We start from the raw sequence: 25,422 nt of genomic DNA, 5'->3' as shown, positions 1-25,422 counted from the left end.
TGCCATGACCGCGCCCGCCTCCTATTCCGTGATTGACGCGCCGGCCGCTATCGAGGTGGAGGATCTCACCCGCACCTACCGAATGGGCGATACCGAGGTGCACGCCCTACGCGGCGTGACGCTGACGATCCGGCAGGGCGAATTCGTCGCCATCATGGGGGCGTCCGGGTCCGGCAAATCGACACTGATGGCGATCCTGGGCTGCCTCGACCGTCCGACCTCCGGCCGCTACCGCTTCGAGGGACTCGATGTATCTCGGCTGTCGGAAGGGGCGCTGGCCGAGATCCGCCGCCGTCGCCTGGGCTTCGTGTTCCAGAGCTTCAACCTGCTGCCGCGAACCTCGGCGTTGGAGAACGTGGCATTGCCGCTAATATACGGCGGCAGCACAGCCGCAGGTCGCGCCGGCCGGCAGGCAAGCGCACGAGCAGCGTTAAATCTTGTCGGGCTTGCGGAGCGCGAGGCGAATTCGCCGGGCCAGCTATCGGGCGGCCAGCAGCAGCGCGTCGCTATCGCGCGTGCGCTCATTAACCAACCGGGGCTGCTACTCGCCGACGAGCCGACGGGCAATCTCGACACGAAGAACTCCACCGAAATCATGGAAACGCTAGCGCGGTTAAATCGCGAGAACGGGGTGACCGTGGTCGTGGTGACGCACGAGCCAGACATAGCCACCTTCGCCGACCGCACCATCACGATGCGGGATGGTATGGTGATTTCCGACACATCCCGGGAATCAAACACGAAGTTGGCGCGCGGGGCGCCTCTTCCGGGCGGTTTCGCGTCAGAGGCCGCCGCTATCCAAAGCCCTTGGGCCTTTGCCGCCATGATCTTCACTGTTGCTATGCAGTCGATCTTGCGCAACAGCGCGCGGTCCTTCCTGACAATGCTCGGCATCTTCATCGGGGTGGCCGCGCTCATTACGATGGTTGCCGTTGGACAGGGTGCCTCTGAGGCCGTGGCCAAGCGGATTGCGAGCCTCGGCACGAACCTTCTCGTCGTGCAGCCCGGCACCACCACATCGGGCGGAGCCAGAGCGGGGTTTGGCAGCGCTTCCACCCTCACTGCCGCCGATGCCGATGCCATCCGCGCCGAGGACCCCGCCGTCGCCTCGGTCAGCTACCTGATCCGGCAGTCCGGCCAAGTGATCTACGCCGACCAGAACTGGCAAACCCAGATCCAGGGGGTGAGCCTCGACTACCCGGCAGCCACCAACTGGACCGTTGCGGAGGGCCGCGGCTTCACCCAGGCGGACATGGCCGACGCCGCGACGGCGGCTCTGATCGGCCAAACCGTCTATGCCCAACTCTTCCCGCCGACTGAGAACCCGGTGGGCGCCCATATCCAGGTGAAGGGTACAACGATGGAGGTTATAGGCCTTCTGGACGCAAAGGGGCAGACCGGCTTCGGTCAAGACCAGGATGACGTCGTAATGATCCCCTATTCCACCGCGCAGCGCCGCGTGCTCGGCGCCGCCACACCGAACTCGGCACAGGTACCGATCGGCTGGATATACCCAACTACGCCCAACCCCTATGGACTGCCCTCGCGGCTGCTCGGCTACGTGAACCAGATATACGTGCAGGCGACCGGCCCCGGCCAGGTACAGGCCGCCTTGGACCAGGCGAAGGCGACGCTGGCGACACGGCATCACATCCTGCCAGGTCAGCCGGCCGACTTCTCGATCCGCAACCTCAGCCAGATCGCCGCCGCGGCGCAGGGCTCAAGCGAGGTGCTGGCGCTGCTACTCGCCGCGGTTGCCTCGATCTCGCTCGTGGTGGGGGGCATCGGCATCATGAACATCCTACTAGTCTCGGTCACTGCCCGCACACGCGAGATCGGGCTGCGCATGGCGATCGGCGCGCGCCGGGTACAGGTGCTCTTGCAGTTCCTCGCCGAAGCCGTGCTGCTATCGGTGATCGGCGGTGGGGCCGGTGTCGTAATGGGCATCGTCGCCTCTCTGACGCTCTCCCACTTCGCCGGTTGGCCGGCCCCAGTCTCCCCCCTGGCGGTAGCCGGCGGTTTCGCGTTTTCTGCCACGATCGGAGTTTTCTTCGGCTACTACCCAGCCCAGAAGGCCGCCCGCCTCGATCCAATCGAGGCGCTCAGATACGAGTGAATGCCCGGCCACCCGGCCCGGCTACTGGTTGATGTTAGCGTCCAGGTTTCCGATGTTTGAGACCACCCTCCAAACAACCACGCGATGCACGAGACGCACAGATGCGCCTCTCACACCCCCTTGAAGGACCAAGCCATGACCCAGTTCTGCAAACTCCGGGACCGCTTCTTCATCGACGGCGGGCCCCTTCAGCGTTACAACGGCCAACCCTTCCGGATTCTAGGCCTTGATGTGGAGAGCGACGCTGGCGGCCAGCCGGACTGGCATTTCCAGGTTCGTTTCGCAGATGGTTCCGTCCACGATCACATCAACGCCGAGTTTCTCTTCAGCGATCTCGACGCCGAACTCGATAGTCTGACGGCCGTCCTCTAAGACAACCGATCAGCTCGATCCTCTCGGGATACGTGCTACACGGGCCAGCCCTACGTCGACGGGGCAAGGCAGGCTGCTACACATCGGACAGAAGGTTCAACGGGGCATCTCGAACATCTCGGCGCCGACATAGTTGTCTATCTGAACGTTCATGACTTGGGCGACCTGATGACGCTGATTCCAGGGGATTTCGACGTACCCGAGGCGATGCGCTCTGGGCGAGACCAATGCAGCACCGAGCGTTTAGCGGCGCGCCCTCAGCCCTGCGGTCGCACCCTTGCGGCGGTCTTGTTGGCGAAGGCCTCGAGCCGTTCGCGCGCGGCGGGCTGGGTGTTGACGACGCCGGCGACGACGGCCTCGGCATAGGCGGCATCGAGCGCGGACATGTTCTGCATGTGGCTGATCGCCGAGCAGATGGCGAAATTGGTGAGCGGCAGGTTCGCGGCGGCGCGGTGGGCCAGCTCCATCGCCTTGTCGAAACTCGAGCCCTCGGTGAGGTATTGCGCCAGCCCGATGTCGATCGCCTCCTGGCCCTGGTAGACGCGTCCGGTGAGCATCATGTCGATCATCCGCGCCTTGCCGACGAGATCGGCGACCCGGATCGTCGCACCACCGCCGGTGAAGAGGCCGCGCTGGCCCTCGGGCAGGGCGAAATAGGTCGTGGCGTCGGCGATGCGGATATGGGCGGCGGAGGCAAGCTCCAGCCCGCCGCCGACCACGGCGCCCTTCAGCGCGGCGATGACGGGGACGCCGCCGTATTCCATCTTGTTGAACGCCTCGTGCCAGCGCAGGCAGATATGCATGAAATCGGCGGGGCTGCGGTCCTCGCGGTGATGTTCCACGAGATCCAGCCCGGCGCAGAAATGATCCCCCGCGGCGGCGAGGACGATGGCGCGGACCCCGGCGCGGGGCGCGGTGTCGAAGAGGCGCACCATCTCCTCCACCGTCGCCGCGTCGAGCGCATTGCGCTTGGCCGGGCGGTTCAGCGTGGCGACGAGGACGCCGTCCTGCTGCAGCTCCAGCGCGATGTTGGCGAGGTCGAGACGGGCGATGTCGGCAGGCATTCTATCGTCTTCCTTCTTTTCGACTGCACCGACCGGGCCCGGCGCGGGCCGGAGGCCGGTCCGGTCATCTGCTCAAAGCCAGAACTCTTCCTGCACGACCGCGTTTCGGGGCCCATCCGAGGTGTGCACCGTGAGGGCCGTCCCGGCTTCCCAATGGGTCATCCGAAGCATGCCGATTGCGACGTTGATCCCGAAATCGGGGCTGCTCGCCGCGGAAGTGACTTGTCCGACCCGCTTCGCGCCATCCGTCACCGGCCAGGCCTCGAGGCAGGGCGGCAGATCGCCGTCGATGCAGATGGGGCGGATCTGCCGGGTCGGCCCGTCCTTCGCGACCCGCAGAAGCGCGTCCCGGCCGACGCAACCGATCGCCGTCTGGGTCGAGCAGAACCGACCGAGCCCGCATTCGTGCGGCGTGTTGTCCCGCGTCATGTCGTTGCCGTAGCTCAGCAACCCGCCCTCGATCCGCTCGATCAGGTTCGGACAGCCCGCGCGGACATCGAGATCGCGGCCCGCCTCCATCAGCGCGTTCCAGAGCGGCATGCCGCGCTCCGCCCCTTCCACGTAGATCTCAAAGCCGCCCTGCTTGGAATAGCCGGAGCGCGCCACCAGCATCTGAGACCCGTCGAAATCGAAGAACCCGTAGCGGAAGAAGCGCAGATCCCGGACGGCATCGCCGAAGACCCGCGCCGCCAGATCGTCCGCCTTCGGCCCCTGAAGAGCGAGCGGCGAGACATCAGGTTCGTCGACAATCACGTCGAGGTGCCAGGCATAGGCCAGGCCCTTGACCCAGAAGAGCAGATCGCTGTCGGCGATAGAGACCCAGTAGCGGTCCTCGGCCAGCTTCACTGCCACCGGGTCGTTCAGCATGCCGCCGGTCTCATCCACCGTCGGCATGTAATAGCACTGGCCTGGCAGCATCCCCCGAAGGTCGCGCGGGGTCAGCATCTGCATCAATCGACCGGCATCCGGCCCGCGCAGCTCCACCTGGCGCTCGCAGGCGACATCCCAGACCTGCACCGCCGCCTTCAAGTGGCGGTAGTCCTCCTCGATCGAGTGGAAGACCGTCGGCAGCAGCATGTGGTTGTAGACGGTATAACCCTTGACCCCGGCGGCTTCGACCCCGGCGGAGAACGGTGTCCGGCGCAGGCGGCGGGAGGGGGAGATCATCGGCATTCAGGCACCCAATGTCTTGGCGGTTTCACGAAGAAGGAACTTCTGGATCTTTCCTGTGGAGGTCTTAGGCAGCTCGCCGAACACGACGCGCTTCGGGGCCTTGAAACCGGCAAGATGGTCGCGGGAGAAAGCGATGATCTCGGCAGGATCCGGGGCTGTGCCCGCGCGCAGTTCGACGAAGGCGCAGGGCACCTCGCCCCATTTCGGATCGGGCATCGCGACTACGGCCGCCGCCTGGACCGCCGGATGGCGATAGAGCACGGCCTCAACCTCGACCGAGGAGATATTCTCCCCTCCCGAGATGATGACATCCTTCAGCCGGTCCGTGATCTGGATATAGCCGTCCGGCTGGACGACGGCGGCATCGCCCGACCAGAACCAGCCGTCACGAAACGCCGCTTCGGTCGCGGCCGCATCCTTGTAATAGCCCGTCATCACAGTATTGCCTCGGACGGCGATCTCGCCCTGTGTCCGGCCGTCGCGCGGCACCGGCTGGCCGGTCCCGCTGTCCAGCACCGCCACCTCCTCGACCATCGGAAAGGCGATCCCCTGCTGGGCCTGCCGCCGTGCCTGCTCATCTTGCGGCAGGTCGTTCCAGTCCTCCTGCCAAAGGCATTGCGAGATATGGCCGTAGGTCTCGGTCAGGCCATAGACCTGCATCACGTCAAGGCCCATCCGCCGGGTCTTCTCCAGCACCGAAGGTGGTGGCGGGGCGCCGGCGGTCAGCACACGGATCGGCGGGTCGAACGGAACGGCCCCCTCGGTCTCTGCCAGCATCTGCAGGATGATCGGGGCGGCCCCGAAATGGGTCACTCCATGCTCGCGGATCGCCGAAAGGATCTTCGGCGGGGCGGGCTGGCGGATGAAGACCTTGGTTCCCCCGACCAGCGCCAGCAGCCACGGGTGGCCCCAGCCATTGCAATGGAACATCGGCACGACCGAGAGGTAGACGGGATGATGCGGCATCTGCCAGGCCGCCACCGTGCCAAGCGCCATCAGATAGGCCCCGCGGTGATGATAGACCACGCCCTTCGGCCGCCCCGACGTCCCAGAGGTGTAGTTGAGCGCGATGGCCTGCCATTCGTCATGCGGCATGCCCGAGCTGGCCTCGAGCGGGCGGGAGGCGGCGAGGTCCTCGAAATCCGTCCCGCCGAGCGTTTCATCCGACGGCGCGGCAGGGTCGCTGACCTCCACCACCGGCACGTTTCGCCCAAGACGATCGAAGGCGGCGCGGAGCAACGGGATCAGCTCCCGGTCCACGATCACCAGCCGGCTGTCGGCGTGATTGAGGATATAGGCGATTGTCTCCGGCTCGAGCCGGGTGTTGATCGTATTCAGGACCGCGCCGGCGAGCGGAACCGCAAAATGCAGCTCGAAGAGTTCGGGAATATTCGGGCAAAGCACCGAAACGGTATCGCCCTTACCGACCCCTATAGCCCCAAGGCCGGCGGCGATGCCCCGCGCCCGCTGGCCAAAGGCGAGCCAGCTGCGCCGCAGGTCGCCGTAGATGACGGCGGGCCGGTCCGCGTAAAGTGCCTCCGCCCGGTTAAGGAAGGAAACTGGAGACAGGGGCACGTAGTTCGCGGGGGTCCTCCCCAGACGCTCGAAGTCTTCGTTCACCACTCTCCTCCCCAGGAGCCGAAACCGCCAAGGCGGCAAGACGCCCGGGGGCCGGGCACAAGCGAGGTCCGGGGCACTTCGGGCCGCCTGAACGGGCCCGATTTTCTCGCCTCTATTTTGTTTCCTCGAGTCTTAGTATCCTGAAAAGAAACATGACTGGATTGAAAAATTCGATGGCTAACGATCTCCCCAGTCTCAAGGGCCTTCAAGCGTTCGAAGCGGTCTGCCAATTCAACAGCTTCACCGACGCGGCACGCGCTCTGAACGTTCAGCAACCGGCGATCAGTTACCAGATCAAGACCCTTGAGGACGAGCTTGGCGTAAAGCTCTTCGACCGGCGTCAGGGCCGCCTCGCGCCCACTGCGGCCGGGGAAATTCTGTTCGAGGCCGTCTCCCGCTCCTTCGACTCTCTGCGCTCCGTCTCTCGCCGTCTCAGGACACAGGCCAGACCGGTCACGACGATCGCGACCTACCCAGGGGTCGCAACTCATTGGCTTACCCCGCGCCTCGCCCAGCTCTCGCAAAAACTCGGGACGGCCCCGCGGATCATCACACTCGTCAAGGACGCCGATCTCCTGCGCGAAAAGGCCGACTGCTGGATCCTGTTTGGCGCCGGGCGGTGGCCGGGTCTCGAAGCGCGGTTGCTGCTCAAGGAAGAGGTGTGTCCGGTTGCCGCGCCAGCGGTCGCGGACGGGATAAGGGCTTCAGGGAAAGGCGGGTTGCCGGCCGATGCTGTCATCATTGAGCAGGAGGATCCAGAACGTCGCTGGCTCAGCTGGGATGACTGGCTGCGTCTCACGCCCGAACAGGTAGGACTTGATGGTCCCCGGATAACTGTCAACGATCATGGCCTTGCCCTCCACATGGCACTCACCGGGGCCGGGGTCACGCTGGGCTGGACCGCCGTCATTCAGGATCTGCTGACCGCCGGGAGCCTTGTCCGGGTGTCCGAGCACAGCGTTGCGTCGGAGGCCGGATACTGGCTTGTGGCCAGGCCGGGGTTCTTTGATGCGCAGGTCGGGGCAGCGATGCTCGGATCCCTCGACGCAACGGGTTGAACCCGATCGAAACCCTAAATGCAGGTTTTCTGATGGAGATCACGAAAGGAGGTTCGTGCAACGGACGTAGAATAGGACCACGAACAGGATTACATCCGCCAGGAAGGGACACCCGCAGTTGCCGGTCCCGTCCTAACCCCACACAGTCCGGCCGTTCCGACTCACGCCGTAATATCAAAGATGGCCCGGTGGCACTTGGTCCGACGCACACGATCGATGGAGTGGCCATTCCAATGGTAGCAATAATGATCGACCTGCCTGAGCGCCGAGACAACTTTCGGCCAGAATAGGGCGATGCAAGCACGCTCGGGGCGGCGGCCCCCCGGAGAAACAGAGCCGTTTACCCCTCGACCGCCGTTCTGCCGCGAAGCCCTGCGCGAGCGCATAGCGTGTTGGTTCGGGTTTAAGATAGGCACCTTCAGGAGCGAACCAAGTCATGTCAAAAAAGAGCCCACCCCGAAATTTGACACCCGGCCTTTGTCAGCGCGTCCAGCTCGAAATGCTCCAAGCGTGCCGTGAGGTCGCGGCAAAGCATGGCTTGGCCGTCGAAGATAAGGGCCTGAGCGACATGGACCTTCGCTGGGGGTTTGAAATCGCCGTAAGGATATCCATCCCGCCCCCTGATGGGAGCACATTGGATCCGGAACAGCTCATCTTCGAGGCGCTGGCTGAGGCGTATGGGCTATCGCCCGACGACTTCGGGCGGGAATTCACCACCGGGCGCGACGTCTTCCGGATCACTGGCATTGACCCGCGGCGGCCCAAATATCCCGTTTCGGTAGAGCGCGTGTCTGATCGGCAAGGCTACAAGTTCACCAGCGAACAGGTCAGGCTGCTCTTACAGGCCTGGATGAAAAACGTAACACCGCGCGAGTAAAGACACGAGCGTCAGTGCTCCAACGAGGCCTGCCTCGCCGTTGAACTTCCGTTAGGCGGGCGCATATTCGCCGCCGATCAAATTGCGCCGATCACGTGTCGCCTGCTTTGAACCAGGCGCCATCGGCGAAAAGCAAGATGGACGGTGCCACTTTCCGCTATCTCTGACTTCGACGCATAACCGCTTCCCAGCCCTCGCAGGCCCTCCAAGGGACGGAAGCCGCAGCCCAAAAAGATCGGCGCGATGGCCACGTGGAGACAGTCAATGAGCCCGGCCTTGAGAAAGCCCGTCACGACACTGGCGCCACCGCCGATCCGGACGTCCTTTCCCTCGGCCTTACGAGGCTGCGCGAAAGGTCTGGGCCGTAGCGCGTCGGATCGCCGCGACGTCCGTACCATTGGGAAGTACGAGTTGTGGCCGCCGGCTGTGGAATGTGGCCGTAGTGGACCGCCCCGCCAAGGGAAGTGGTGGTGCCGGGAATTCTCCGCAATTGGGGCAGGCCATGCCCAGGTCGGCTCCCCGTCGCCCTCCACACCATTCGCAGAACTGATCGTGCATTGCGTCCTCCTGTCTTGACAATTTCGCTCCAGATATAGCGTATTCACTCAGGCTGGTCACAACATACGGTACCACTTCTGTCTGAGTCGTGCTATGGTTTCTCAAGGCGTCATTTTCTTGGGTTCACCATGGACGCCTCAGAGCTTGTGCTCGAGGCTAACGTGCACGATCCACCGCCTCTGCACCCCACCGGAAAGCAGATCCGCTTCGCCAGGAAGATTGTAGAGCGCGGCAAGCTTGCCTTGCCCTGGGACGTGCGGCAGCATCGCCGGGTGCCTAAATGTTCAGTCCCGGCAGCAGCCCGCCAGCTTGGGGGGCCTCCAGCAGACGAGCCCTTTATGAAAATGGTCTGCCGAAGCGGGCATCAATCTGAACGATGTGGCCCGGTGTAAACCAGCATCATGTTGGCAGCCATTGCGGTGACCACGGACCGAAGCATGTACCCGGGGCGATCTCAGACGAAGGCAGCGGCCGTACAATGACGGATCAAACAAAGCTGATGCGAAAGCCGCACCTCAGCGCCCGGCGCCTTGTGTGCGAAATGGCTTGACCGGGACAACCCCGTTACCAAAGTCTGGAGCCCAAACCATCTGACGACGGACAGTCACGTGCTGCCAGCATTGGCCCATTCTCGGCGGCAGTGCTGCTCAGCATGGGAACGAAGCGGGCCTCGGGCGGCAATAGCCCGTTCACTCGATCCAGCGCATTACGGTTCCGTTCCCAGAAGGCCCGCTCGACCGCGGCGCAAGGGCGCAGATGCGCAGCGGCGCGGTTCGGAAAGAGTTGGCAGACCCAGTCCGCAAAGAGATTCCCGGATTGACCCAGTAGGCGGTTCATCGCCCGCTGCACGCGCAGTTCTCTTTCGGTTAGGCTCCGATTCACCACCGGGTGCTTCGGACGGGTGAGAAAGCTGGGTTCGATGCCAAGCCAGTTCTCAAAGAGGAACAGCAATTCATGTTTTCGGCGAGAGTAGTTGTATACTGTGAGCCGCAGCCCCGGGTAGCGGCTCAATTGTCCCAGTGTGGTCGCGAGGCCGCTGATGTAGTCGTTGCTCTCCAGATAAGCGTCGACGCTGCCAGTATAACCATGCCGCTTCACCTCCTGCTGATAGGCTGAAACGGCAAAGTCTACCGGATCGCGGACGAAGAGCAGGGCATGGATCGCAGAGAAGTCGCGGCGTAGCCGCTCCATCGAGGCCGATGCGCCGCGCTCGTCACCGATCTCATGGAACAGGCTCTCACTGGAAAACAAGACCTTTTCGGCGTCCGGGATGTTGATACTCACTCCCTTGCCATAGCGGCTCAGTAGGCCACCGCCGTTGCCGGAGTTGATGCGAGCATGATTGCGCTCGATGCGCGCGCGTTGCGCCGGCGGCAGTGGATATGCAATGCCTGCGTCGAAGAGGCGGTCAGCACTCAATGCCAAGGCGTTTTGGATATACGTGGTGCCGGTCTTGCCGTGACCAAGGTGGATAAACAGTTCCGCCATCAAGCATTATCCTCGCGTTCATACCAAGCAAATGCACAGCCAAGACAACTTATGCGTGTCTACAGCAACTAGCACACCTAGTACACGGGATGATTGCGAGACAAATATCCGGCAGATACAATAAGGGCACAAGGGGTCAGTCGCAGACTCTTCCGGATGCCGGAGTTCCTGGCCTTCCTGCGACGTATCTACCCAGCTGTTTTAAGGTCACGCAACGTTCACATCGTGCTCGAGGACTATGCGACCCACAGGACGGCAGAGGTGACGGCTTAGCTCGAGAAGAACCCGAGCCTCAAGCTGCCCTTCACGCCTACCAGCGCATCGTGGATGAACCTGGTCGAACTCATCTTCGCGGCGAAGAATCCGGAGCCCTCGCGAGCTGCAGTCCCGTTAGCTGGGTTCTCGCCGCTCTTGCCTTACCAAACCTGTATCGGCTGGCGGGTTTCGAGGCGGTCGTGGATCGCGCGGATCACCTTGAGATCGAGGATCGCGCTCTGGACATCGACCGGATTGTGCGGCTCGACGCCACGGACGTGGCGGGCGAATGCGCAGACCTCGTTCTGGTAGGAATTGATCTGTGGGACATGGACCCGCGCCTCCTCGCCGCTGGCGCGGTCGAGGACCCACAACTCAGGAAACTGGAATGGCAGGCTATCACGTCCGAAGTCGGGTCGAGGCCCAGATGAATTGCCTGAAGCTTTTCGGCGAGCGGATCATGTCACGAAACCCCGATCGACAGACCGCCAAAATCCAGATCCTCATCGGCATTATGAAAGCCTTCTCCGCCCTTGGCACGGCGGAAATCGAAGCCATCGCCTGAACGACTATGGGAAGGGGCCTACTCAGCCCCAACGCCGACTTGCGTAACATCGCTACGATACGCCTCTTGCCCAAGTATATGTAAGGACGTATATATCGCATATACCAGACAGGATATACGATGGCGCTCTACATCAAGAACGAAGACGTTGCGGCATTGGCCGCGAGGGTTGCCCAGGATCTTCACGTTGACAAGACCGAGGCGGTGCGCCGTGCCCTGCTGCTGCAGTTGGAAGCGCTGTCCGCCCGCGAGAGCCTGCCTGAGAAAATCGCCCGCCTACAGGCGCAGGTAAAGGCAGACGGCTTCAGGCGTCTACCGGATGAAAAGGCGTTCATGGACGAGTTGTCGGGGGGCATTTGATGTTTATCGATAGCTCGGCCTTCATGGCGATGCTGCTGGGAGAGGCGGAGGCGGGCGATCTGCTGCTGCGCCTGACGGAGCACAGGCGCAAGCCAGTGACAACGCCGATCGCGCGGTACGAGGTTGTGGTCTCTCTTGCGCGAAGCCGGGCCGAAGGCCGGGCTATCGCGCCGGAGGATCTTCGCCTTGCGGAGGAACGGTTTGATACGCTGCTGGAGATTCTTGGGTGTAGTGAGATCATGGTAACGGCGAAGATCGGCCGCATGGCGATTGAGACCGCAGCAACCTACGGGAAGGTTGCTGGCCACCCGGCCAAGCTGAACATGGGCGACTGCATGAGCTACGCCGCAGCGAAGGCGTCGGGGATACCGCTGCTCTACAAGGGTGAAGACTTCGCGCAAACTGATCTGGGGTAGATCCGGGGGTTCCGTCGCAAATTATTCCGGAAGTTGGCTACGCCCCTCGAGCGGACACAATTATGCAGCGAGCCCGCCAACCTGTTGAGTCAGGAAGCAGATGTGGCCCTACGTATGGTCGCGCCGCGGCAGGGCGCGCTGGTCGCCAAGAAGGTCAGTCCTGTCGCGATCGGCCTCTACGCCGCTTTGGACTACCTGGACCGGCGCGGCAACCCGGCCACGATTGAGGACCTCGCGGATCATGACCTGATCGGGTCCGACCGTGGCCGCGCTGACCTGGCCCTAGCCGAGCCGCTCGGCCCCAGTTTCGCCCGCGAGAGGTTCGCGCTCGCAACCGATAGTCACCCCGCCCAGGTCGCGGCCGCGCGCGCCGGAGTCGGTATCGCGCCGGTGCAAGTCCCGATTGGATAGCGGGACCCTGCCCTTCAGCGCGTTCTGCCCAACGTCACTCTCACCAAGTTTGACATCTGAGGGTCACACACGAGAACCTGCGCGCCGTCCCCCGGGTCGCCGCAGTGTTCGACGCGCTGGTCCAGGCCTTCTCACCTTGACACGCGAGCCGCGGCCATTTCATTGATGTCTTCGGTCGGAAAGCTTTCGCTGTTTTGGCACATAGGAAAGGGCCTTCACGGCATCGCGCGAAGGCCCCGCCGTCGTCCTCATGGGGCGGTGCGCAAATGCGACGACTGCGGAAATCAACATGAGCGCGGATGTTGGGCGCAAAGTTCGGGTCGATTGCCGCCAACGCCTCGGTCGCATCGAGCAGCGACCACATCTCTCCGACCGTCTCGTCGCCCACGCACGTGACGCCGCCGCCGATCCGGTCCATCACCATGTCCGTCGCCCGGCGTTTGGGCCACCACTCTGCCTGGCTGAAGGGAAGAGCGTTGCCCACCGCTACCGGTACACCGTCCTGCTGGACAGTCATGATTCCGCGAGTCTCGAGATCGTGTTGCATGTCATAGATTGTGGCGCGGATCTCGACCAGCGGACGGAACATCGGATGGCTGGTACCGTCCTTGACCCGCTCGCCATTGATGTAGACCTCCCGCCGATCGCGGACGGACTCCATGTATTCTGCGCCTGTGCGGATCATTGGACGCACCCCCGAGGTTCGTGTCGAAGAACAGCCTGGCGCATCCTGGATTAGTGAAAAAGAAATTCCTTTGTCAGCATTGATTAGGCTTAGCCGAAGCAAGAGACATGTCGAAAATATGGAATCCAGACCAACACGTCAGGCCTCAAGCCTTGAACTGGCGTTCCACATGCCTCTGGAATTCACCGGCGACGGCGGAGATCTGATCCTCGATCCGGCGCGGGCGCCGGGCAACGAGGGCGAGCATAAGGACGCTGCACAGCACGCCGGAGAGAAGCCCGAGGCTCGCCAGAATCTGCAGCACCTCGTAGAATTCCCAGGGGATGAACGGCACCCGGATCAGGAAGACGTCGGCGACAAGACTGAAGACGAAGAAAGGGCCGCCCGCGGCCTGGATCAGCAAGACTAGGATGAGCAACACAACATAGGGCCATCGAAGTCCAAGTAACTGAATCCCTGAGCGCCCCCACAACACAAAATCACTTGGTTCTGCCGTCACCGGATTTCGACGGCGTAATCGATGGCAGCGGAATGAAGGTCCGCGAGTCAGGCTTGGACTTCGGCAATGGCTGCGGGTGACGCACGATAGCGTCACGCAGAATATCGCCTGTGGCCGGGCTTACGACGATCTCTCGAAGCACATATTCATTCGTCGCCCGAATAAGTACCCGGTTGAGCCAGGTCGTATTCACGCTGACGATCGTATAGCCATGCTTCTTCAACGCTCCGATGACCGGCTGCGCCAGTGCAATCGCCTCATTTCCGTTGGCAGCATGCGCCGCGGGGATATATGTCCCCGCGACGCAAGCCGACAGAAGAAGAGCTCGTAGCACCTTCATTCCACGTCTGAGCTGCATAATCTCCGCCTCAAGCGATGCTCGACAATCCCCGAGAATCCCAGGCGGAGTTTCCTGAAAGACCCTTAGGAGATATGCAGCATCCGCTTGTTGTTTTCTTGGGCCGCCTTGAAGACTGCAACCATGGCCTCCGGCGTGCTCGGCGTCCGCAGCGAGGCATCCGAGATCGCGAAGCGTTCCTGGGTCATGTCATCCTCCACGAAATACCGCGAGCCTGCAATCACAACGACGAACGGGTTGCGACGACGGAAATTCATCAGAAGATCGATGGTTTGACCCATTATGCGGCGGTTATCTACTTGAACCGTCACGAATTGCTTGCGTGTGGCATCGATGGAGATTTGCGACAGGCCTCGCGGCACGTTGACATCGAAGGACACATTGGCTGCAATTGCCTGAATGACACTTGCGCAGCCGAGGATCTGACCATCGACATCCCCGAGAATGTGCAGGTCGCAGCCCTTCAACTCGTCCGGGATCGCCGGTAGGTCAGACCAGAGCCGCGACTCCGCCGGTCGAGCCGCGTTTGCCGGATACCGACGGGAGCGGAAGACGGGGACGTCCGTGCGCTTTCGGAAATGGGTAGGGATCGCGTATTCACCGGCCCCATCGACGCCGCTGAATTCCATACGTTCCATAAGATTCATTGTGTCTCTCCTGCCCACCCCAAACACACATCCCGCAGGCCCGAATGACCTCAGAAGTCGCGTCTAACCGGGGTTGTGCCGGATTGCGGATGACCGCGCCATCCGACGGGAGGGCTAAAGTCGCGACCTCGTACCAAGGTAGGAGGCCGGATTTGCGGATTGATTTTGGCCCCTTCTGCTTCGTCCCGCCTCACCCTTTGAGACTAATGCCGCCCATCGCGCCCAAAGGACTACCGGTACCCGCCCCGAATCAGCAAAGCCACAGAACACAGAACAACTTACCGAAGTTGTGGTCCACAACTCATGTGCGATGTTGCAAATTGCGGCATGAATCTATTGGCTGGACACGACGGACAGAAGGACCCGCACATGCCCAGTTTTCCGATTTTCCGTGCGGCGCTGCCCGCAACGCTCGCCCTCACCCTCGGCGCCTGCTCCATGCCCATGCTTCAGGGCGCAGGCGGCGGGACGGACGGCACACGCTCCGCCACGCTGCAGCTCGCCCGCGCCAACGAGGATGCCGGTAATTACACCGAGGCCGCGAAGCTCTTCGAACAGGTCCTCGCCACCGATCCGAACTCAGTCGCCGCACTTCTGGGCGCGGGCGAAAGCTACGGATCGCTCGGCCAGACACTGCGGGCCGAGGATGCACTCAAGCGCGGTCTGAAGCTCGACCCCGGCAATGTCGACATCTTGAACCAACTCGGCCGGATCCGGCTGGCAGAGCATGACTCCGCGGGCGCCATTGCCTATTTCAACCGTGCGCTTAACGAGTCACCGCGCAACGTCTCGGCCTTCACGGGCAAGGCGGTGGCGCTGGATTACGCCTCGCAGCACCGTGCGGCGCAGGCGGTCTACAAGCGCGCGCTCGCGATCTACCCGACGAATTACATCCTGCTCAGCGACTACGCCCTGTCGCTCGTCGTCACCGGGCAGCAGGAGCGCGGCATCCGCATCCTGCAGGACCTGATCCGCGACCCGACCGCGGCCAAGCACGTGCGCGGCAACCTTGCGCTGGCCTATGGCCTTGCCGGACGCGACACTGATGCGCGGGCGACGCTCAAGACAGATTTTTCCGCAGCAGAGATCAAACACAACATCGCCGTCTACCACTCGCTGCGGCGGCTGATGGCAGAGGGCAAGCCAATTGGCGCGCTGGTCTTCGGCTAGCGGACCAGCCGGACCGGGCCGCAGCCCGTGGCATAAAGCTTCAGATCCGCCTGCCCAACCCCAAGGCCGAGGTCCTGCATAAGCGCATCGATCGCGGTGTCGAGCGTGCCCGCCAGCGAACCGACCATCGTTGTGGGCAGGCTCGAGAGCAGCGGATTGACGACGGCGCCCACTAGCGCACCGACAGGCGTGGCCGGGCTGATCCGCAGGCTGAGGTCGCCCAGCAGCGTGTCGATCGACGAGGACAGCAGATCACCGGAGGTCACGGTCTTCACTGTCCCGTTCTGCATATCGGTCACGGTGAAGCTGGTGGTGTCGGAGGTCGACTCGCCCACCGCGACAAAGGACTTGCCTTGGATCGTCACCGAGACCCCGAGGACCGAGAGCGTCAGCAGATCGGCGTAACCGAGCTGATCGACCGTCAGCGGCGCCCCGGTATTGGTGAATACCGAACTGTCGAAACTGCCGATGTAGAGGTCCGCCACATGCGTACCGTCCACCCCGTCAACGCCGGTCGCGAAGCTGGCGGCGGTGTCCCCCGGCTGGCTTGCGGCACAATTGACCGAGGAAAGCGTCGCCGTGGCCGAGGCGAGCTCCATGTAGATCGGTAGCTGGATGGAGGCGACGGTCGCCCCGACGAGCGACAGGAGCGAGGCTGAAAGTTGCGCGGAAACCATAAGCCGGGTCTGCGCGGTGTGGATCGTGGCCCCGGGCGATCCCAGGCTCACCCAGCCTGACAGCAGCGCCGGCTCGCCCACCAGAAGGTTTGCCGAGACGCTCGTCACCCCCGGAAGCGAGCCGTCGAGCGACAGCGTCACCTGCCGGTCGCGCGTGACCACGTCCGCCGCCGCCGCAAGGATATCGAGCGCCGATACGTTGACCTGGGGCAGCACGTCCCCCGCCTGGGTGAGAAGCGCATCCCCCTCCGGCTCGATCAGGTCAGAGGCGCCGAGCGTGGCCGCGCCGGTCATGTTCACCAGTGTCGTCAGCGGCGCCGATGCGCTCCCCGCCCCCGCCACGTCCAAGAGCGCGCCGACGACCTGGTTGTAGGTCACCTGCCCGCTCTCGAGGTTCTGGAAATCGTCAAGCGTCAGCCCCGCCCGCGTCCCGAGCGCCTGCGAGAAACTCAGCAGGTTCACGTTGGTCGAGGCGAGGCTCTGATAATCCGCCAGGCTCAGGTTGACGCTGGTGCCAAGCGCGGCGGTCAAGAGCCCGTTGAGCGCCCCGGCATTGAGCTGCGCCAGCCGCGAGCCAAGCGAAAAGGCCGCCCAGGCCGGCCGTGTCGCTGTGGCCGAGGCGGAGAGCGTGATCGAAGACCGTCCGGTCAGCACCCGCGCGAAGTAAAGGGGCGAACTCTGCTGCAGCGTCACCGCCACGGCATTGGTCTTCGGGTCGCTCTGCACACTGGCTGTGAAGCGGGAGCCGATGGCAATCGACGGATCCGGTTGGTAGGTGCCGTAATCGAGTGCCGTCAGCGCGCTTGACGGCAGCCCGTTCCCGGCCACAGTCGCGTCCACAGCTGCGGTGGCATCCGGCACATGCCCCGCGCCAGACACCGCGGCGAGGTCGGCCTTCGCCTGCAGCCCCCGCTGGTCGGCGTAGAGCGACGCGACATCCACCCCCAACGCGGCAAATCCGATTAGCACCACGAGGAGCAGGCCCACCACAACCGCCGTCACACCGGCCTCGTCCCGCGCGAAGCGCAGGACATGCCTGGCCGCGCGGTCAATAGACAAGGTAGGCGCTCCCCTTCAGCTGGCTTATCGAGATTCCGAGGAGGGATGACGCGATCCCGACGATCGAGCCGCTCAGGCTGTAATCCACGTCGAGCGAAAGCGCCGCGTTGCTCCCCGAGGTGAAGGTCGGCGCGTAGGAGATCCGGCTCTCCTCCAGAAGGACATACTCGGTGGAGGCCTGCTCCATGTAGGTCTGAAGGATCGATTGCCGCTCGGTGGTGTTGAGCCCCGCGACGGTGGCCCGCGCCGCACCGGCGGCAAGCTCGCGCAGGCTGTTCTGCAGAGCGAAGGCATAGCCGAAGGCGCTGATCCCGAAAATCAGCGCCAGCAGAAGCGGCGCGACGAGGACGAACTCCAGCGCCGCGGCGCCCGCCTCGCTCCGCATCGCCTTTCCGCTTCGGCCGATCCAGTCCACTCCGCCCCCGTCACTGCTTGACGATATTGTCAATGATCGCCAGCGCAGCGGGCCCGATCAGGATGATCAGCAGCACCGGCATGATGAAGAGGATGAGCGGCACCGTCAGGATCGCCGGCAGCCGCGCCGCCCGCTCCTCGGCGCGCAGCAGAATATGCGCGCGCATATCCGTCATCAGTGTGCGCATGGCGGTGGCGAAGGACGTGCCGAAACGGTCCGCCTGCTCCAGCGTGTTCACGAAAAGCGTCACTTCCGCCAGCGGCACCCTCTCCTCGAAATTGGCGTAAGCGGTGCGGCGCTCGGCCAGCATGTTCAGCTCCACCACCAGCTGACGCAGCTCGGCGCCGAGGACCGAGCCGCCGTCGTCCAGCTCGCTCGCCACCCGGCGCATCGCGGCCAGCGGGCTCAGCCCGGATTCGCTGGTGACCACCAGCAGCTCGAGCATGTCCGGAAAGGACCGGCGGATCGCATCGGCGCGCCGCCGCGCCACCGCCGATAGGATCCAGTCCGGCGCTTTTGAGATCGCGATAGCGGCAGAGATTACGATCAGGGCCGAAAGCGCCGGCGTCCCCCGCCCGATGCCGGTGAACCAGAGCCAGGGCGTAGCGAGCACCACCAGCCCGACCGGCAGCACCAGCTTCAGAAACGAATAGATCAGCAACGCATCGCGGCTGCGAAATCCGGCGGAGGTCAGCAGCACCGCCGATTTCTCCGCTTCGGCGCCGCTCAGGATCGCCGCGCGCTCGGCCGTCAGAACCAAGATCCGGCGCAGCGCGCTGATCAGCGCACGCCCGGGCTTCCGCCCCGCCGCCACAGGCGCCGCCGCCGGCCCACCCGAGGCACGCGCGATCCGTTGCCTCCGGCGGCGCTGCCCGTCCCATTGAACCACCGCCAGCTGCGCGGCGACCAGCAGCGCGAAGGCGGAGAGCGCGACGATAAGGACATGGGACATCTAGATCTCGATCCTTCCCAGCCGCCGCATGCTGAGCACGCCCAGAAGAAGGCTCGCCGCGGCGAAGCCCAGCATCGCATGGCCGCGCGGATCGGTGACCAGCGGGCGCAGGTAGCGCGGGCTGAGAAACAGGATCACGCCGCCCACAACGAACGGTAGCGTGCCCAGGATCCAGCCACTCACCCGCGTTTCAGCCGCCAGGGCCCTGATCTTGCGCCGTAATTTGCGCCGGTCCCGGATCAGCGAGGCAAGGTTGTCGAAGGTCTCGATAAGGTTGCCACCGGTCTCCGCCTGCAAGCCGATCGCCATGGCGATAAACCGCGCTTCCGCGGTGCCGACCCGGCGGGAGATCCCGTCGAGCGCCGCGGCAAGCGACATGCCGACGCCGATCTCGCGCGAGCAGCGCTCGAACTCCTGCTGCACCCGGCCCTCAGCCGCCCCGGCCACGAGGCGGATCGAATCCACCACCGGCCGCCCGGCGCGCAGCCCGCGGGCAAACGTGTCGAGCGCGTCGGGCAACGCATCGGTGAAGGCCTGCGCCCGGAACTCGGCGCGGGCCCGGATTACACCGATCAGGATCAGCCAGCCGCCGGCCAGCCCAATCACAGGCGCGGCGACGGCCCCTGCTCCGGTGAAGCGCGCGGCCCAGAACGACAGGGGAAGGGCGACAAGGCCGAAGACCGCCACGACCACCTCCGGCCGGGCCCCGATCCCGGCCCGCTCCAGATCCCGCGCGAGCCCAGTGAGCCACCGCCGCCCCGGCGCGCCATGGCGCGACTGCGACCGCTCCCGCCGCACAGCCGCCGCGACCCGCTCGGCGGAGAGCACCAACGAATAGCGGCGCAGCCTCGCCCGGCGCTTGCGCATCTGCCGGTCCGCAAGGATCAGAAGGCCAAGACCCAGGGCCGAGAAGCCGAAGAAGGCCATCAGGAAGACAACCAGCGCCGCCAGCATCCTAAGCCCCCATCCCCAGGACCTGTTCGAGCGCCTCCACCAGCCCGTATTCCTGCGCGCGCCGCGTGAAGGCCGGCCGAGCACCGGCGAAGGTGAAGCGCCCGACGACACCCTTGGTCTCGCTCACGGTCTCCTGCCGGTAGGCGAAAAGTTCCTGCATCGTTACGCTGTCGCCTTCGAGCCCGACAAGCTCCGAAATCGAGGTCACCCGCCGCACCCCGTCCTGCATCCGAGCGATCTGCACGATCAGCTGGATTGCGTCTTTCAGCTGCCCGCGCACGAAATCGGTGGAAAGCTGCACCCCCGACATCGCCACCATGTTCTCCATCCGCGTCAGCGCCTCGCGCGGGGTGTTGGCGTGAAGCGTGGACATCGAGCCGTCATGGCCGGTGTTCATCGCCTGCAGAAGCTCGATGATCTCCTCGCTGCGGACCTCGCCGATGATGATCCGGTCGGGCCGCATCCGAAGCGCGTTGCGCAAAAGCGTGCGGACGGTGACCTCGCCCTTGCCCTCGATGCTGGGCGGGCGCGTCTCCAGGCGCACGACGTGGGGCTGTTGCAGGCGCAACTCAGCCGCGTCCTCGATGGTGATGATGCGCTCGGTTCGCGGAATCGCCTGCGAAAGCGCGTTCAGAAGTGTCGTCTTCCCCGCGCCGGTGCCGCCGGAGATGACGACGTTGAGCCGGAGCTTGCCGACCAGTTCCAGGAACGAGGCCATCTGCATCGAGAGCGTGCCGCGCCGGACCAGGTCGCGCAGCGTGATCTCCTCTTCCGGGAATTTCCGGATGGTGATCGCCGGCCCGTCGATGGCCAGCGGCGGGACGATGACGTTCACGCGGCTCCCGTCCTTCAGCCGCGCGTCGACGAGCGGCTGGGTCTCGTCGATCCGCCGCCCGGCCTCGGAAACGATGCGCACCGCGACGTTCAGCACATGGGCATTGTCGCGGAAGCGCAGACCCGTCAGCTCAATCTTGCCGAGGCGCTCGACATAGACCTCCTCGGCCCCGTTCACCATGATTTCGGCGATGCTGTCATCGGCCAGGAGAGACTCCAGCGGGCCGTAGCCCAAAAGGTCGTCGGCGATGTAATCAATCAGGTCGACGAGCTCGCGCCCGTTGATCTCCAGCCGCTGCTCCACGCTCGCTGCGCGGACGATGCGGCGGATCTCCTCGCGTTGCTCGCGGGCGTCCATGGCGGCGAGCGCGCCGAAATCGAGGGCCTCGAGCACGGCAGGCGTCACCGTCTGACTCAGCTCGATCAGCCGGGAGGAACGGGTCGAACCGCCCGCTGCCGCCGCGCGCCCGGCCGGCACTGCACTTGCGGGCGCGCTGCTCTCCAGCAGGCCCAGCACAAGATCCAGCAATTGCCTCTGCTCGGAGAGCGAGAGCGCCACGCCCTCCTGCCGCATCAGCCAGTCGATGCCTTCGCTTGCGGCATGTACGGGGTCGGCGGGCTCCGGCGTCCCGGCGACGCGGCTGGCCACCCGCTCGGCCTGAAGGGCGAGGTTGGTCTCCAGCTTCAGCGCCACGCTGGTCATCGCGCGAGCCCGTACCAGCCGCGTTTCGCGCGCTGCGGCGCGCCGAGCAGATCCCCGGCCAGCCGCGTCACCTCCCGCACCGCCGGGTTGCGCGGCTCGCGCGCCGCTAGCGGCCGCCCCGCGATCGCCGCGCGCGCCAGCGCCCGGGATTGCTGCGGGATCAGCCGCTCGATCTTCTCGCCAAGTGCGGCGCTCAGTTCCTTGCGGGTCAGGCCAGCGTCGGTCCGGACCTGGGACAGCACCGGGTGCAGCGTCACCTCCGGCGCCGATTTGGCAAGCCGCTGCGCGAGCCGTGTATAGCCGCGCGCGACCGCCAGCCCGGGCGAAAGCAGTATGACGAGATCGTCCAGCGCCGCCACGATCTCGGGATGCGCCAGCGCAGCCTCACGCGGCAGATCGACGAGAACGGCGTCGCTCTGCGCCTTCAGTCGCTCGATCAACGCCGGCGCGCCCTCGAGCAGTTCGTCCACGTCCCGCCCCATCGGTCCTTCCGCGGAATAGAGCCGCAGCCCATCCCCCGGTGTCGCCAGCGTCGCGGCAAGGTAGGTATCGTCCACCCGTTCGGGATCCAGCAGCGCTTCGATCAACCCGGGCGTCGGATCGCTGTCAAAGTCCACCGCCTGCGTTCCGAAGCCAAGGTCGAGATCCAGCAACAACGCCTGCCGGTGCATCCGCGCCTGCGCGATCCAGGCGAGGTTGGCGGCCACGAAACTCGCCCCGCCGCCGCCGCGCACCGAGGTGACGCCGATCACCCGGCCCTTGGCCGCGGGATCCGATGGCTGGCCCACGGGACGGTTCAGCGCCGCCGCCAGCTCCGGCGCCGTGACCGGCAGGACGAGGTAATCCCGCGCCCCGGCCTGGATCATCCGCCGATAGGTCGCCACGTCGTCCCGCTCGCCGAGAAGAACGACGGAGACCTCAGCCTCCGCCAGCGCGCGCAACGCCTCCTCCGCGCCCTCGCCCGTCATCGTGCCCAGTTCGGCGATGATGCTGCGCGCGCCGCCGGTGCGCCCGGCCACCCGTGCCGCAGTCGCCAGGCCGCCCTTGTGCATGTCAAGGGCCGGCCAGGGCATCCGCTCCGCCACCCCGCGCAGCGCCGCCTCTGCGGCGGGAGTCTCGAGATAGGCCGTCATGGCCGGCATGGCGATCTTGTTCATCGCTCCCCCCTCAATGGGCCGCGGTCCCGGTCTGCGCCGGCGCCAACACGTCTCCCGGATCGGCGATCATCGCCGCCAGGTTGCTGGCCGTCGCGCAGCCGAGGTTGTGGTAGGACGGCTGTCCGCAATCGGCGGTCACGCCATCGGCCCGCAGCACGCGCAGGATCCCGCGCCCTGCCCCGCCCGGATGCGTGTCGAAGCTCGCGGCCGGCATCAGGATCTGCACCTTCGCCCGGCGCAGGGCGAGCAGCCCGCGCAGATCCCGGGCCCGCTCCGCATCCGTGCGCGGCAGGCCACTGGCCGGAACCGTCGCGATGATCTCGTCCGAGCGGGTGAGGTCAAGGCTCCCGAGGAAGCGGATCATCCGCGTTCGCTCCGCCACTGAAAGGTGCCCGGCGCCTCGGGCGAAAGCGAATTCGAACTGTGCCTCGGAATAGTTCGGCTTCAGCGTGGATTGCACCTCCGGGATACCGCCCACGTCCGGCGCGCAGGCCGACAGCGACAGCCCGAGCAGCAGCAGCGTTGCGACCCGTCCCATCATTGCAGCATCGCCCCCGCCGCCCCATTGAGCGCCCTGACCGAGACGCCGGTCTTTCCCTCCGGCACATCCGCGCTGAGCTGGCCGAGGAAGGCGCGCCCGACGAAGGACGAGGCCTTGAACTTGTCGACCGGCGTCTTGACCTGACCGGGAGAAACCGGATGGACGATGTAGGGTGTCACCACGACGACCAGCTCGCTCTCCCCCTTCTGGAACTCGGTCGACCGGAAGAGCGCGCCCAGAACCGGCAGGCTTCCGAGACCGGGCAGTTTCGCCACATCCTGCTGCGTCTTGGTGTCGAAAAGCCCGGCGATGGCAAAGCTCTGCCCGGACCCGACCTCCACCGTCGTCGACGCACTCCGCTCCAGGATCAGCGGCACCGATTGCGTCTGCGTCTTGGAGCCGTTGGAAAAGTCGAGCTCCCGGATCGAGGTGTTGACGGCCAGGCTGATCTGGTTCGGGCGCACCACCACTGGGGTGAACTTCAGCTCCACCCCGTAGGGTTCGAAGACGACCGAGGACGCCGTCGTCGCCGTCCCCCCGGTCTGGTACGGGAACCGGCCGCCCGCGAGGAACGAGGCCGTGTCACCCGACCGCGCGGTCAGGTTCGGCTCCGACAGGATGGTGATCAGACCCTCCTTCGCCAGCGTGTCGATCATGTAGTTCAGCTTCGCGTTGCCCTTCAGCACTGATCCGGTCAGCGAAAAGGAGCCACTGAACTGCCCGTCCGAATTCAGCCCCCCGCTACCGGTGCCGTTGAGGCTGACGCCCAACTCATTGCCCACCGTGCGCGAGACCTCTGCGATGCGCACCTGGAGGTTCACCTGCGCTGGCGTAATCAACTGCAGATTGTCGACGACAACGGCGTTCTTTCCAGCGAGGCTCTTGACGACCTGCATCGCCTTCGTGGCATCATCGGCCGTATCAACCGTGCCTTTCAGCACGAGCGCCCCGCCGGCATTCAGCACCGAAATCCGGCCCGCCGAAACCACCGACCGCGCCGCTTCGGACAAGGCGCTCAAATTGGGTGATACATTCACCGTCGCGCTATAGTTGACATTGCCGCTGGAATCCAAAACGTAAAGTGTGGTCTCGCCCGAAGCCTTTCCGTATATGTAGATGTATTTCGCCGATTTGACCGCGACATCCGCAATGTCGGGATTGGCGAGGAAAACATTGTCGACCGCGTTGTCGAGCTTGATCAGCTTGCCCTGCCCGATATAGAGACCCAGCTTTGCGCCATCCCCCCCGATCACGGTCGCGGCACGCCCCTGTCCCCCCGTCACCCCCAGGAAGATCAGGAATACCACCAACCACCCTGCTCGCATCAACCGCCCCCCTTGCCCGCTCCGGACGTGACCGCGGGCGTGATCCGGGCCACGCCCGCCCCGCGCACGATCTGCACATCTGCTGCCGACCACGCCCGGGCGCGAACCGGCGTGCTCGTGTGCACGGTCGGGGCCGGCGTAGGCCCTGCCTCCGCCGCGGTGCTCCCGGTCAGGTCCTGCACCGTGACGGGCGCATCGTAGCGCACCGATTCCGGCGCCCCCGACAATGGGGCCCGGCTGAGCGCGAGAGAGAGCGTTCCTACCCGCTGCGCCAACGCCACCATCTTCGCGCCCTCCGGCGTCACCTGGAGCGTGACGGTCTTGGGGGGTGAACCGCTAGGCTTGCCGGTCACCGCAGTGTCCTGATCGGTCGCCAGAACCCGCAGCCCCTGCAGGATACGACGGCTCGCCTCCTGACCAGAGCTTGTCTTGTAAGCCAATAGAACATCGACATAATCGCCACGCGTCAGCAGCCCGGCCACGGCGCTCTGTGGCGTCACGGCGATGGAGATGCCGCGCATGCCGCGCGCCAGAAGCGCCGCATCGACGCTTGGCGCGGCCTGAAGATCGTGCGGATCAAAGATCGCCCCCTGCGCCAACGGATAGCTTACCACGCGGCCGGTGATGCCACCGAAATGTGCAGCGTCGGACGGTATGGCGTCCGGAGGCACCCCCGCTTTCGGGCGCCGGGCCGAGGCGATATCCGCCGCCCTGACCACGTCTCCGGGCTTGAGGCCCCGGGCCGCCACCAGCACGGACACGGTTTGCGCGGGCGCCACCGCAACACTCTCGGCCGCCGCCGGAACCGGTGCGGGGCCGCTACGAACATAGACCCAGGCCACTCCGGCCGCTCCGATCCCCGAGAGCGCCAGAACGCCGATCGTGCGGATCGTCACTGCACTGCACAGTTGCCAGTGCTGTCGAGTGCGGTGCAAACGTTAGCGAACTTGGTTTGCACGACCACCCCGAGGTTGCCGACGATGACCACCAGAACCGCGGCAATCAGGGCAGCAAACAGACCATATTCGATGGCAGTTGCGCCGTCCTCGTTGCGGGAAAAGACCGAAAGAGATTTTGCAATGTAGTGGATGGACTTACGGACCATGCTCTTAC

Annotated in this window: 28 protein-coding genes and 1 pseudogene; 9 read left to right on the top strand and 20 right to left on the bottom strand. The window is 64.7% G+C overall.

Translation table 11 applies throughout. The annotated features are described in order from the left end of the window. Positions 1-4 precede the first annotated feature (4 nt). Together EIP85_RS11215 and EIP85_RS11210 are read left to right on the top strand one after the other, a co-directional pair. Entirely contained in the window at positions 5-2,116 is a 2,112-nt protein-coding gene (locus EIP85_RS11215; RefSeq protein ID WP_127902277.1) for an ABC transporter permease, read from the top strand. Positions 2,117-2,251: 135 nt separating this feature from the next. After that, positions 2,252-2,488, top strand: a complete 237-nt coding sequence (locus EIP85_RS11210) for a hypothetical protein (RefSeq protein WP_127902276.1) — start codon at positions 2,252-2,254, stop codon at positions 2,486-2,488. A gap of 257 nt (positions 2,489-2,745) precedes the next feature. On the opposite strand, the gene dmdD is transcribed toward EIP85_RS11210, so the two are convergent. From dmdD to EIP85_RS11195, 3 genes are all read right to left on the bottom strand, one after another. Next, the gene (gene dmdD / locus EIP85_RS11205) at positions 2,746-3,552 is read right to left on the bottom strand and encodes a methylthioacryloyl-CoA hydratase (RefSeq protein ID WP_127902275.1); all 807 of its coding nucleotides are present in this window, start codon (positions 3,550-3,552) and stop codon (positions 2,746-2,748) included. A gap of 72 nt (positions 3,553-3,624) precedes the next feature. Next, on the bottom strand, positions 3,625-4,725 hold the full coding sequence (locus tag EIP85_RS11200; RefSeq protein WP_127902274.1) for a dimethylsulfoniopropionate demethylase: 1,101 nt from the start codon (positions 4,723-4,725) through the stop codon (positions 3,625-3,627). Further along, positions 4,726-6,345: an AMP-binding protein gene (locus EIP85_RS11195; protein WP_127902273.1), complete on the bottom strand. Its 1,620-nt coding sequence runs from the start codon at positions 6,343-6,345 to the stop codon at positions 4,726-4,728. A 152-nt stretch (positions 6,346-6,497) separates the two neighbouring features. Between EIP85_RS11195 and EIP85_RS11190 the strand changes: the two genes are divergently transcribed. Both EIP85_RS11190 and EIP85_RS11185 read left to right on the top strand, forming a co-directional pair. Beyond that, positions 6,498-7,403: a LysR family transcriptional regulator gene (locus EIP85_RS11190; protein WP_127902272.1), complete on the top strand. Its 906-nt coding sequence runs from the start codon at positions 6,498-6,500 to the stop codon at positions 7,401-7,403. Positions 7,404-7,839: 436 nt separating this feature from the next. Further along, positions 7,840-8,280 carry a hypothetical protein gene (locus tag EIP85_RS11185; RefSeq protein ID WP_127902271.1) on the top strand — a complete coding sequence of 147 codons (441 nt, stop codon included), beginning with the start codon at positions 7,840-7,842 and terminating at the stop codon, positions 8,278-8,280. A 77-nt stretch (positions 8,281-8,357) separates the two neighbouring features. On the opposite strand, the gene EIP85_RS23450 is transcribed toward EIP85_RS11185, so the two are convergent. From EIP85_RS23450 to EIP85_RS11170, 3 genes are all read right to left on the bottom strand, one after another. Next, complete coding sequence (locus EIP85_RS23450; RefSeq protein ID WP_127902270.1) at positions 8,358-8,678, bottom strand: dihydrofolate reductase family protein; 321 nt, start codon at positions 8,676-8,678, stop codon at positions 8,358-8,360. A 724-nt stretch (positions 8,679-9,402) separates the two neighbouring features. Continuing rightward, on the bottom strand, positions 9,403-10,326 hold the full coding sequence (locus EIP85_RS11175) for a hypothetical protein (RefSeq protein ID WP_127902269.1): 924 nt from the start codon (positions 10,324-10,326) through the stop codon (positions 9,403-9,405). 416 nt (positions 10,327-10,742) lie between these two features. Then, entirely contained in the window at positions 10,743-10,955 is a 213-nt protein-coding gene (locus EIP85_RS11170; RefSeq protein ID WP_127902268.1) for a hypothetical protein, read from the bottom strand. A gap of 17 nt (positions 10,956-10,972) precedes the next feature. Between EIP85_RS11170 and EIP85_RS11165 the strand changes: the two are divergent. The 4 genes and pseudogenes from EIP85_RS11165 to EIP85_RS11150 all read left to right on the top strand — a co-directional run. Then, positions 10,973-11,146, top strand: a pseudogene (locus EIP85_RS11165) (IS5/IS1182 family transposase); the annotation flags it as partial. A gap of 120 nt (positions 11,147-11,266) precedes the next feature. After that, a complete protein-coding gene (locus tag EIP85_RS11160) occupies positions 11,267-11,506 on the top strand; it encodes a type II toxin-antitoxin system VapB family antitoxin (protein WP_127902267.1) in 240 nt (79 codons plus the stop codon). Further along, positions 11,506-11,922 carry a type II toxin-antitoxin system VapC family toxin gene (locus tag EIP85_RS11155; RefSeq protein WP_127902266.1) on the top strand — a complete coding sequence of 139 codons (417 nt, stop codon included), beginning with the start codon at positions 11,506-11,508 and terminating at the stop codon, positions 11,920-11,922. The genes EIP85_RS11160 and EIP85_RS11155 overlap by 1 nt, the downstream gene beginning before the upstream one ends. Positions 11,923-11,955: 33 nt before the next feature. Next, a complete protein-coding gene (locus EIP85_RS11150) occupies positions 11,956-12,333 on the top strand; it encodes a LysR substrate-binding domain-containing protein (protein ID WP_338325349.1) in 378 nt (125 codons plus the stop codon). A gap of 40 nt (positions 12,334-12,373) precedes the next feature. Here EIP85_RS11150 and EIP85_RS11145 read toward each other — a convergent pair whose 3' ends face one another. From EIP85_RS11145 to EIP85_RS11130, 4 genes are all read right to left on the bottom strand, one after another. Beyond that, the gene (locus EIP85_RS11145; RefSeq protein WP_127902264.1) at positions 12,374-13,018 is read right to left on the bottom strand and encodes a 4-hydroxyphenylacetate 3-hydroxylase N-terminal domain-containing protein; all 645 of its coding nucleotides are present in this window, start codon (positions 13,016-13,018) and stop codon (positions 12,374-12,376) included. Between the two features lie 145 nt (positions 13,019-13,163). Beyond that, a complete protein-coding gene (locus EIP85_RS11140) occupies positions 13,164-13,436 on the bottom strand; it encodes a hypothetical protein (protein ID WP_127902263.1) in 273 nt (90 codons plus the stop codon). 61 nt (positions 13,437-13,497) lie between these two features. Further along, the gene (locus tag EIP85_RS11135; RefSeq protein WP_127902262.1) at positions 13,498-13,875 is read right to left on the bottom strand and encodes a hypothetical protein; all 378 of its coding nucleotides are present in this window, start codon (positions 13,873-13,875) and stop codon (positions 13,498-13,500) included. Between the two features lie 65 nt (positions 13,876-13,940). Beyond that, entirely contained in the window at positions 13,941-14,522 is a 582-nt protein-coding gene (locus EIP85_RS11130) for a hypothetical protein (protein ID WP_127902261.1), read from the bottom strand. Between the two features lie 369 nt (positions 14,523-14,891). Between EIP85_RS11130 and EIP85_RS11125 the strand changes: the two genes are divergently transcribed. Next, complete coding sequence (locus EIP85_RS11125; protein WP_241559971.1) at positions 14,892-15,692, top strand: tetratricopeptide repeat protein; 801 nt, start codon at positions 14,892-14,894, stop codon at positions 15,690-15,692. Here EIP85_RS11125 and EIP85_RS11120 read toward each other — a convergent pair. Genes EIP85_RS11120 through EIP85_RS11075 form a run of 10 tightly spaced genes read right to left on the bottom strand, consistent with a single transcriptional unit; the run spans position 15,689 to position 25,414 of the window. Next, positions 15,689-17,428: a TadG family pilus assembly protein gene (locus tag EIP85_RS11120; protein ID WP_127902259.1), complete on the bottom strand. Its 1,740-nt coding sequence runs from the start codon at positions 17,426-17,428 to the stop codon at positions 15,689-15,691. The genes EIP85_RS11125 and EIP85_RS11120 overlap by 4 nt on opposite strands. Continuing rightward, complete coding sequence (locus EIP85_RS11115) at positions 17,418-17,843, bottom strand: TadE/TadG family type IV pilus assembly protein (protein WP_164871706.1); 426 nt, start codon at positions 17,841-17,843, stop codon at positions 17,418-17,420. Before EIP85_RS11115 ends, EIP85_RS11120 begins: the two co-directional genes overlap by 11 nt. Positions 17,844-17,853: 10 nt before the next feature. Continuing rightward, the gene (locus EIP85_RS11110) at positions 17,854-18,795 is read right to left on the bottom strand and encodes a type II secretion system F family protein (RefSeq protein ID WP_127902257.1); all 942 of its coding nucleotides are present in this window, start codon (positions 18,793-18,795) and stop codon (positions 17,854-17,856) included. Next, positions 18,796-19,749 (bottom strand): type II secretion system F family protein, encoded by a 954-nt coding sequence (locus EIP85_RS11105; protein ID WP_127902256.1) that lies wholly within the window; start codon positions 19,747-19,749, stop codon positions 18,796-18,798. A 1-nt stretch (position 19,750) separates the two neighbouring features. Then, positions 19,751-21,286: a TadA family conjugal transfer-associated ATPase gene (locus EIP85_RS11100; protein ID WP_127902255.1), complete on the bottom strand. Its 1,536-nt coding sequence runs from the start codon at positions 21,284-21,286 to the stop codon at positions 19,751-19,753. Then, positions 21,283-22,443, bottom strand: coding sequence for a CpaE/TadZ family protein (locus tag EIP85_RS11095; RefSeq protein WP_127902254.1), 1,161 nt, complete (start codon positions 22,441-22,443; stop codon positions 21,283-21,285). The genes EIP85_RS11100 and EIP85_RS11095 overlap by 4 nt, the downstream gene beginning before the upstream one ends. 10 nt (positions 22,444-22,453) lie before the next feature. Then, complete coding sequence (locus EIP85_RS11090; protein WP_164871705.1) at positions 22,454-22,981, bottom strand: CpaD family pilus assembly lipoprotein; 528 nt, start codon at positions 22,979-22,981, stop codon at positions 22,454-22,456. Continuing rightward, positions 22,981-24,291, bottom strand: a complete 1,311-nt coding sequence (locus EIP85_RS11085) for a type II and III secretion system protein family protein (protein ID WP_164871704.1) — start codon at positions 24,289-24,291, stop codon at positions 22,981-22,983. The genes EIP85_RS11090 and EIP85_RS11085 overlap by 1 nt, the downstream gene beginning before the upstream one ends. Positions 24,292-24,308: 17 nt before the next feature. Further along, on the bottom strand, positions 24,309-25,205 hold the full coding sequence (gene cpaB / locus EIP85_RS11080) for a Flp pilus assembly protein CpaB (RefSeq protein WP_164871703.1): 897 nt from the start codon (positions 25,203-25,205) through the stop codon (positions 24,309-24,311). Beyond that, positions 25,202-25,414, bottom strand: a complete 213-nt coding sequence (locus EIP85_RS11075; protein ID WP_206615507.1) for a Flp family type IVb pilin — start codon at positions 25,412-25,414, stop codon at positions 25,202-25,204. The genes cpaB and EIP85_RS11075 overlap by 4 nt, the downstream gene beginning before the upstream one ends. Between the last annotated feature and the right edge of the window lie 8 nt (positions 25,415-25,422).

Origin of the sequence: Solirhodobacter olei, from assembly GCF_004010155.1 — a bacterium.
Taxonomy (GTDB): domain Bacteria; phylum Pseudomonadota; class Alphaproteobacteria; order Rhodobacterales; family Rhodobacteraceae; genus Solirhodobacter; species Solirhodobacter olei.
The sequence above is the reverse complement of the archived record's forward strand: the minus strand, read 5'-3'. Positions and strand labels throughout refer to the sequence as shown.

Excerpts from the sequence above, each read along its gene's own strand:
- EIP85_RS11215 (WP_127902277.1), top strand. The coding sequence starts at position 5 with ATGACCGCGCCCGCCTCCTATTCCGTGATTGACGCGCCGGCCGCTATC.
- EIP85_RS11210 (WP_127902276.1), top strand. The coding sequence starts at position 2,252 with ATGACCCAGTTCTGCAAACTCCGGGACCGCTTCTTCATCGACGGCGGG.
- dmdD (WP_127902275.1), bottom strand. The coding sequence starts at position 3,552 with ATGCCTGCCGACATCGCCCGTCTCGACCTCGCCAACATCGCGCTGGAG.
- EIP85_RS11200 (WP_127902274.1), bottom strand. The coding sequence starts at position 4,725 with ATGCCGATGATCTCCCCCTCCCGCCGCCTGCGCCGGACACCGTTCTCC.
- EIP85_RS11190 (WP_127902272.1), top strand. The coding sequence starts at position 6,498 with ATGACTGGATTGAAAAATTCGATGGCTAACGATCTCCCCAGTCTCAAG.
- EIP85_RS11185 (WP_127902271.1), top strand. The coding sequence starts at position 7,840 with ATGTCAAAAAAGAGCCCACCCCGAAATTTGACACCCGGCCTTTGTCAG.
- EIP85_RS23450 (WP_127902270.1), bottom strand. The coding sequence starts at position 8,678 with ATGGTACGGACGTCGCGGCGATCCGACGCGCTACGGCCCAGACCTTTC.
- EIP85_RS11175 (WP_127902269.1), bottom strand. The coding sequence starts at position 10,326 with ATGGCGGAACTGTTTATCCACCTTGGTCACGGCAAGACCGGCACCACG.
- EIP85_RS11160 (WP_127902267.1), top strand. The coding sequence starts at position 11,267 with ATGGCGCTCTACATCAAGAACGAAGACGTTGCGGCATTGGCCGCGAGG.
- EIP85_RS11155 (WP_127902266.1), top strand. The coding sequence starts at position 11,506 with ATGTTTATCGATAGCTCGGCCTTCATGGCGATGCTGCTGGGAGAGGCG.
- EIP85_RS11145 (WP_127902264.1), bottom strand. The coding sequence starts at position 13,018 with ATGATCCGCACAGGCGCAGAATACATGGAGTCCGTCCGCGATCGGCGG.
- EIP85_RS11135 (WP_127902262.1), bottom strand. The coding sequence starts at position 13,875 with ATGCAGCTCAGACGTGGAATGAAGGTGCTACGAGCTCTTCTTCTGTCG.
- EIP85_RS11130 (WP_127902261.1), bottom strand. The coding sequence starts at position 14,522 with ATGAATCTTATGGAACGTATGGAATTCAGCGGCGTCGATGGGGCCGGT.
- EIP85_RS11125 (WP_241559971.1), top strand. The coding sequence starts at position 14,892 with ATGCCCAGTTTTCCGATTTTCCGTGCGGCGCTGCCCGCAACGCTCGCC.
- EIP85_RS11110 (WP_127902257.1), bottom strand. The coding sequence starts at position 18,795 with ATGTCCCATGTCCTTATCGTCGCGCTCTCCGCCTTCGCGCTGCTGGTC.
- EIP85_RS11105 (WP_127902256.1), bottom strand. The coding sequence starts at position 19,749 with ATGCTGGCGGCGCTGGTTGTCTTCCTGATGGCCTTCTTCGGCTTCTCG.
- EIP85_RS11100 (WP_127902255.1), bottom strand. The coding sequence starts at position 21,286 with ATGACCAGCGTGGCGCTGAAGCTGGAGACCAACCTCGCCCTTCAGGCC.
- EIP85_RS11095 (WP_127902254.1), bottom strand. The coding sequence starts at position 22,443 with ATGAACAAGATCGCCATGCCGGCCATGACGGCCTATCTCGAGACTCCC.
- EIP85_RS11090 (WP_164871705.1), bottom strand. The coding sequence starts at position 22,981 with ATGGGACGGGTCGCAACGCTGCTGCTGCTCGGGCTGTCGCTGTCGGCC.
- EIP85_RS11075 (WP_206615507.1), bottom strand. The coding sequence starts at position 25,414 with ATGGTCCGTAAGTCCATCCACTACATTGCAAAATCTCTTTCGGTCTTT.